5 protein-coding genes and 1 rRNA gene are annotated in these 7295 nt (G+C 40.1%); 2 read left to right on the forward strand and 4 right to left on the reverse strand.

The features are described from left to right. Positions 1 to 144: 144 nt before the first annotated feature. Entirely contained in the window at positions 145 to 717 is a 573-nt protein-coding gene (locus tag PVA17_RS23950) for a nitroreductase family protein (RefSeq protein WP_132360100.1), read from the reverse strand. Between the two features lie 326 nt (positions 718 to 1043). After that, entirely contained in the window at positions 1044 to 1538 is a 495-nt protein-coding gene (locus PVA17_RS23955; protein ID WP_132360098.1) for an amidase domain-containing protein, read from the reverse strand. Positions 1539 to 1721: 183 nt separating this feature from the next. Between PVA17_RS23955 and PVA17_RS23960 the strand changes: the two genes are divergently transcribed. Next, complete coding sequence (locus PVA17_RS23960) at positions 1722 to 2744, forward strand: DUF2804 domain-containing protein (protein ID WP_274069216.1); 1023 nt, start codon at positions 1722 to 1724, stop codon at positions 2742 to 2744. 605 nt (positions 2745 to 3349) lie between these two features. Here PVA17_RS23960 and PVA17_RS23965 read toward each other — a convergent pair. Then, positions 3350 to 4072 carry a glycerophosphodiester phosphodiesterase gene (locus PVA17_RS23965; protein ID WP_132360094.1) on the reverse strand — a complete coding sequence of 241 codons (723 nt, stop codon included), beginning with the start codon at positions 4070 to 4072 and terminating at the stop codon, positions 3350 to 3352. A gap of 166 nt (positions 4073 to 4238) precedes the next feature. Here PVA17_RS23965 and helD point away from each other — a divergent pair, with 166 nt between their 5' ends. Further along, positions 4239 to 6479 carry an RNA polymerase recycling motor HelD gene (gene helD, locus PVA17_RS23970; protein ID WP_132360092.1) on the forward strand — a complete coding sequence of 747 codons (2241 nt, stop codon included), beginning with the start codon at positions 4239 to 4241 and terminating at the stop codon, positions 6477 to 6479. 719 nt (positions 6480 to 7198) lie between these two features. On the opposite strand, the gene rrf is transcribed toward helD, so the two are convergent. Then, positions 7199 to 7295 (reverse strand): 5S ribosomal RNA (rrf, locus tag PVA17_RS23975); the annotation flags it as partial.

Below are 7295 nucleotides of genomic sequence, written 5' to 3' on the forward strand. Positions count from 1 at the left end.
GTCACCACGGACACCCTTGCTCTTGGCTAACCTCTACTTCTGTCTTCGGGGTTCGGGACTTACACCCTATAGTTCATACGCATGCCGGGCGCACTTAAATAAATCCCCTCGTCCATTTTATAAAACGAGGGGATTTTACTTTTGTTATTCTCCAAAAATCGAAACAATATCTACTGATTTTTTACGTTCTTTCCCTTTTGGTACTTCATCAAAATAGCCAACTTGTAGCATCGCGATCACACGCTCACCCGGCTGAATCTTTAGAGCTTCACGGAATTTCGGGTTATCTAGGAACCCAGGTGTTTTCCAACATGAGCCTATTCCCTTATCCCAAGCTAGCAATTGTATATTTTGAATAAAAATACTTGCCGCTCCGTAATCTTCTAAACGCTCTTTTTGTCGAGCATCCTCTGGAACGATGACAAAAGCATAGCCACCCGGTAATGTAAATTTCGTCATTTGCTTCGCTAAATCTTCACTTGAAAGCTCCTGCCATTTCGGTATCGTCAGATCACGCAATAAATTATGAAGACCATCTAACTCCTTACCACATGCAACAACTAAACGCCAAGGCTCTCGATTTCCATGATTCGGTGCCCACACTGCATCGTCAATAATGGCCAATAAGTCTTCACGATCCACCGGCTGTCCATTAAACTTTTTAATAGATCGACGCTCAATAATCGCATCCCTAACAGATAAAAATTGTTCGCTCATTTACTCTTATCTCCTTCTAAACACTACAATAATTAAGATTTATCTTCATTCGTAAGTGAAACGGTAGTTAAAAATCTCTCTTGTACCGAAAGCAAAGTGACAGGTACAGAAAACTAGACTCCCTTCTCTGAAAATGATGAGATAAATTCAGATATAGTTCCTATATTTGGTGTCCACATACCTACTGAATGAAGATAAAGCCTCCGGCGGATGTCACGGATTTTGTCATTACAATTCAAAACCGGACGCAATTACGCCAAGGCAAAATTAATATCTTCTATCTTTCACATTATCACAAAATGATGAGCTTTAACACTACTATCACCTTAAGCAAAACTATCCTCTATGTGAATATAATGATAAGTCATGCTCGGCGTATAAGCCGTTGAATCTTCATAAAAATACGGTCGATTAATGCTATCTGAAGTGTGTGCGTTAACATATGGAATACCATTTTGGATACTTGTCACAATTACGGAATGATCAACTCTTCCATCCCCTTGGAAATCATAAAAAATGATATCCCCAAGTTCTAATTCTTCCGCAGATTGTACACGCCTACCCTTCAATCCCGTTGTCGAGCCTTCCAAATACCATCTAAGTGAATGTGCAACAGACCAGCTAAAGCTCCAATTTCCATGTTGAACCCACCAGCCTTTCCCTCTATTTGGAGCCCCTCGCATTGGTGCTCCTCCAGCAAGTAAACATTGAGATATATAGTTCGTGCAATCAACAGTAAAATTCGGAAATGCTGGATTACGCCTGTTCCACCACAAGTTTGCATACTGTACAGCGGCCTGTCTGTTATACATTTTTGCCACGCTTCCCCTCCTTAAGTTCAACATATGTATAATGAGGGATTTCTATTAGCTAGGTCCTTATTCATAAAAATGTCGAATGTGGTCTTATTTGGCACTATCATTGCCTATTTTGAGATAGTTTTTGCTACAATAAGGGTAAGAAATTATAGGCTTTTATATTACGAATCAGAAGGGATGTTAAAATTGAAGCAGCATGCTGAGAAAGAAATTATACAACCTACTCTTTTATGCGATAAAAAAGGTAATTTAAATCCAGCTGCCATCGGATTTGCTCGTAAACCTCTCATAAACAGCAATTTAAGTGGCCATATCATGCGCAAAAAGAAATGGAATTATTGGTGTGTCTATGGCGATGAGATTATCTTCTCAGCTACTATTAGCCATCTAGACTACGCAGCGGTCTGCTTCGTCTATTTCCTTGAATATGAAACACAGCGCTACTTTGAAAAAACAATTACAATTCCATTTGGTGGAAAGTTAAAAATGCCTACGCAGGTGCTAGATTCCGTATCCTTCAAAAATAGTGAAATGATGATTGATATGACATATGTACAAAATGAAACCCATCTATCCGTTTCTATCCCAGACTTCGATGGAGATGTTTTACGTGCAAAGCTTGTCATTCAACATCCGCCTACAGATGAGTCATTAAATGTAGTCATCCCTTGGAACCGTAAAACATTCCAATTCACAGGTAAGCATCATATACTCCCCACTTCTGGGTTTGTGACGATTGGTAATCGCCGTTTTATGTTTTCTCCTGAGGAAAACTTCTCTGTCCTAGAATACAGCCGTGGCGTTTGGCCCCGTGAATCCACATGGACTTGGGCAATGGCCTCACAGCGAGTTCGAGGCAGACGAATCGGACTCAATTTAGGGGGCAAATGGACAGACGGAACCGGAATGACGGAAAATGCTGTTTTCGTAGAAGGTAAAATGACCAAAATACATGAGGATGTACTGTTCAATTATAATCAAGAGGATTTAATGCAACGCTGGAACATTAAAACTAAATTCACGAACCAAGTTTCATTAACATTCTCCCCATTTTTCGAGCGTGTATCCGTCACAAAAGCTGGTCTCATAAAATCTGAAGTACATCAAATGTTTGGCTATTTCGACGGCTCCGTATTACTAGACAATGGCGAAACACTTGTCATCAAACAAATGCTAGGCAGTATCGAAGAAAACCGCGCAAAGTGGTAAAAACCAAAAATTAATCGCTTGCTATACTCTTCACATACTAGGATTTAACGCACTGATTCGCACACCTCAGCGCGTTAAATCCGAAAATATCCTTAATAGCGCTTTTTTTGGCGATTGGCGGTTTTATCCGCCGCTTTGACTGGGTTCTATCCTCGGCAATCTGTCGGGGCGGATTCCCGATTTTGGCTGGGCTATCCGCGACTTGAACATTCTTTCTTTCTGTTGGGGCTATCCGAGATTTCGGCGGTTCTATCCACGGCTTTGACCATTCTTTCCGTCGTTCTGGACTTCCTATCCGTCACTTCGGCCTTTCTTTCCGTCGCTCCGAACTTCCTATCCGTCACTTCGACTCTTCTTTCCGTCGCTCTAATTTCTATCCGTCACTTCGGCCTTTCTTTCCGTTGTTCTGGACTTCCTATCCGTCACTTTGACCATTCTTTCCGTCGCTCCGAACTTCCTATCCGTCACTTCGACTCTTTTTTCCGTCGCTCTAATTTCTATCCGTCACTTCGGCCTTTCTATCCGTCACTCCAAACTTCCTATCCGTCGCTTCGACCATTCTTTCCGTCACCCTAATTTCTATCCCCCGCCCCTGCCATTCAACCCTACAAATCAGTCAATCCAGATACTATCTTTTCCGGGTCGTCTGTAAATATTGCCTGTATACCGAGCTGCTGTAATTGCTTTGCATGCTCGACATCATTAACTGTATAAACACGGACAGTTGCTCCTTCATTAAGAGCTTCTTGAATGGATCTCCGAAATGCTGTAGGTAGGCTAACATGTATAGCCTCTGCCGGTATTTGAGCTGTATAGCAGTTAAAATCAACTAAAATTTCTGCAAACAGTGCCGCTTTTTCAATATATGGTGCTCTTTGTGCCACGATCTGAATAGATTCATGATTAAAGGAGGAAATAATGACTCTTTCTGTCATTTGATATGCAGCGACCTCCTTAATTACAAGTGCTTCTATCCCGTTATATGGAAATATATCGGTTTTGAGCTCAATATTAATGCGGTGATTTGTGCCTGCAAATAACTCTAAAACGTCTCCTAGAGTTGGTATCCTCTCCTCTTCAAATTTAGAAGAAAACCATGAACCATAATCAAAGGCACGGAGCTCTTGTAGCGTGTAATCCTTTACGTAGCCAGAGCCATTTGATGTGCGATCGATCGTTTCATCATGAATAACGACTAACTCCCTATCCGCTGTTAAATGAACATCTAGTTCAATCCCTGTAATCGAAAGCTTTGATGCTGCCACAAAAGCAGCCATAGTGTTTTCTGGGTAATGTGCCGAAACGCCTCTATGGGAAAAAATGTCCAAATTTGATAACCTCCTATTTCGCCCAACTCTCAACTCAGGCGGGCCATTAAAATTTCGATTTCTCTTCTTTCTTAATAAGCCTATTACAATTTCACTTGATGGTAAATATTATATATAGTAGTATGAGAATCTACTTGAAAATGTAAGTACTTAGGAGGTGCTAAAAATGACTGCACAACATCCAGATTTTCAGGCTGAAGTGGAACGGCTAGCTTACACTAAAAATTACATGCAGCAAATTTTAAATGAATCACAAAGAGGTTTGCAATCTGCTCAGGAGAATATTCGTAAGTCGATGGCAGATCTTGATTATTTAGATTCAAGTTTGGGCTATATTAATATCTTAGCAAATGCTCGTTTCTTTGAAATGGCCCGAAACCAAAAGGAAGGCTTAGAGGCTATTCAAAAAAAGCCTTACTTTGCCCGAATTCATTTCCAAAAGACAGGGGATTCTGAAGAATTTCTTTATATCGGAAAAACGTCTTTGTTTCATCGAGAAACCCATGAGCCTATAATAGTCGATTGGCGTTCACCGGTAGCAAACGTCTATTATGATGGTCGCCTTGGGGATATGGAATATGATGTTCGTGGAGAAATCCATAAGGGACATCTATTTGCCAAACGCCAATATAAAATTAATGATGGTGAATTGCTCGATTTACGGGATATTGATTTAACAACAAATGATGAATTACTGCAAGAAGCGTTAGCTGGAAAAGCAGATGTGCGTTTAACAGAAATCGTCTCCACTATTCAAAAGGAGCAAAACGAAATTATAAGAGCACATCTTCGTCAGCCAATTATCGTACAAGGTGCTGCTGGTAGTGGAAAAACTACAATTGCCCTACACCGAATATCTTACTTCCTTTACACGATGGGCGAGCATTTTAACCCTGAGCAGCTCATGATTTTAGCACCAAATAAGTTATTTATCGATTATATTGGTGATGTTTTACCAGAGCTTGGTGTTGATAAAATTTGCCAAACAACCTTTTCCGATTACGTTCTAGCCGCGACGAAGCTTAAATTGAAACTTCAAAACCCAAATGAGCAGTTAGAATCTCTTGTTGCAGGAGAACCCCAACAGGTAGCTTCGTGGATATCTGAAATGAAGGGCTCGCTTTATTATCGAGATGTAATAGAACGATACGTTCAAAAAATCGAGCAGGAAATCGCCAACCAATTTGAGGATGTTTTCATAGAAAAATACTGCATTATGCGTGCCTCCCATTTAAAGAAGCTATTTTTATATGAATTTTCTTATATGCCGATTGAAAAACGACTAGCACATATTAAAAAAGTGCTAGCAAGCCATGCTCGTCAAAAGAAACAGGCTATTTTAAATACACTTCATAAAAAATATGATGAAGCACTTGGCAGAGCACTTGATGGATTTCGTGATGATGACAAACGGCGTCGGGTTGTCACGAAGTTTATTGATGAACGTGATGAACGCATTCCTGCCATTGAAAAAGAGGCAAAATCAACAGCAACAGTTTATATGCGACGCTTTGCTAAACATAACATCAAGACTCTCTATCGTACTCTCCTAACAAATGCTGAGCTTTTAGCAGAGCTTGCTCCAGAATGGCATTATCTTGAGCAACAGCAATTTTTACAGGCACATACTAAAGAACAATGGGCGCTTGAAGATTTAGCTGCACTGTATTATTTACAAGCTCGTATAAAGGGTATTCCTGATGAATGGAAAATGCGAGTCGTTTTCATCGATGAAGTACAAGACTATAGTTTATTTCAGCTTGCTGCTTTAAAAACTGGCCTTGAAACAGATATGTTTACAATGGTCGGTGATTTAGCACAAGGAATTCATAGCTATCGTTCTCTTACTGCCTGGGAACCTGTCCAAAATCTATTTCCTAGAGCAAGCTTTAGAACACTGCAAAAAAGCTATCGAACAACAATCGAAATTATGGAGGTCGCTAACAAAGTCTTAGCTCAAATGGATGAACAGCTTCCATTAGTAGAGCCAGTAGTTCGACATGGTAATGTCCCTACCTTTATTCAAGCTCAATCATTTGACGCCCTGCAAATAAAGGAAATTTTTGAAGCCATTCGAGCCAATGGACATCATTCCGTCGCTTTAATTTGCAAAACGACCGCAGAGGCAAAAACAATGCAGCAAGCATTACAGGACAAAAAAATTGCTTCTCAGCTTCTTACTGAAAATGAATCCATCAATCAGCAATTATTGCTCGTTGTTCCGAGTCATTTAGCAAAGGGCCTTGAATTTGATGCTGTGATCGTAGCTGCCTTCGAAACACCCTTCTACGATACGAAGGTCGATCGCAAGCTACTTTATGTTGCACTCACTCGAGCCATGCACGAGCTTTATTTAATTGGTCCAACAAAAAATACATTTCTATTAGAAAATGAACAGACGTCATAATTGCGCTTTCGCTAGAAAAAATACTTACTGAAAGAAGATAAAAAAGTCGCCTATTAAAGCGACTTTTTTTGCATCGAACATTTAACTCATTTATCGATTCCGAGGCGGTATACGATAAAACCTCCCTCTGGATAAGTACGCTTTCACAACTTTCCACCATGACCTTGGTGCTTCCCTTGGAGGAGACTTCTTTTTAGGTAATGCCGGCATGCGCATGATAACGACTCCTTTCATAGGCTTACTAATACAATATGAAGATAGTTACAAATTTATGATAAAAAGGCCTCCAATATCTTACTGTGAATCCTCGGTTCATTCGTAAAATAAATACATGGCGGAATCTTAGCCATTTCTTGTACTGTTTTTCACTTCCACAATAAAAAGAGAGATGCATCAAATATATGATAAATCCCTCCTTTTCACGTTCTAAAAACCAAGTGTTCAAATATACACTGTAAATTGCGCACATATTAAGTTTTCACTTTATTGTCTGCCAGAGCGGTAATATACTCTTGCCAGTCGATGGATTGTTCTTGAAAAGCGAGCTTAGTACAAGCAGTTGATATTCAGAAATTTAAGGCTGCTTGGGTTGTTTCAAAAACTGCTGGTGTCGTGCATTAGCTTTAAACAATTGAAGTTATTCCTACTAATAATAGGCCTAAAATTTATTTATTTTCACACAAAAAAAGCCGAGGAATAAATCCTCGACTTTTTTACGTGCCTAGCGACGTCCTACTCTCACAGGGGGAAGCCCCCAACTACCATCGGCGCTAAAGAGCTTAACTTCCGTGTTCGGTATGGGAACGGGTGTGACCT

Source organism: Lysinibacillus sp. CNPSo 3705 (genome assembly GCF_028674935.1).
Lineage (GTDB): Bacteria > Bacillota > Bacilli > Bacillales_A > Planococcaceae > Lysinibacillus.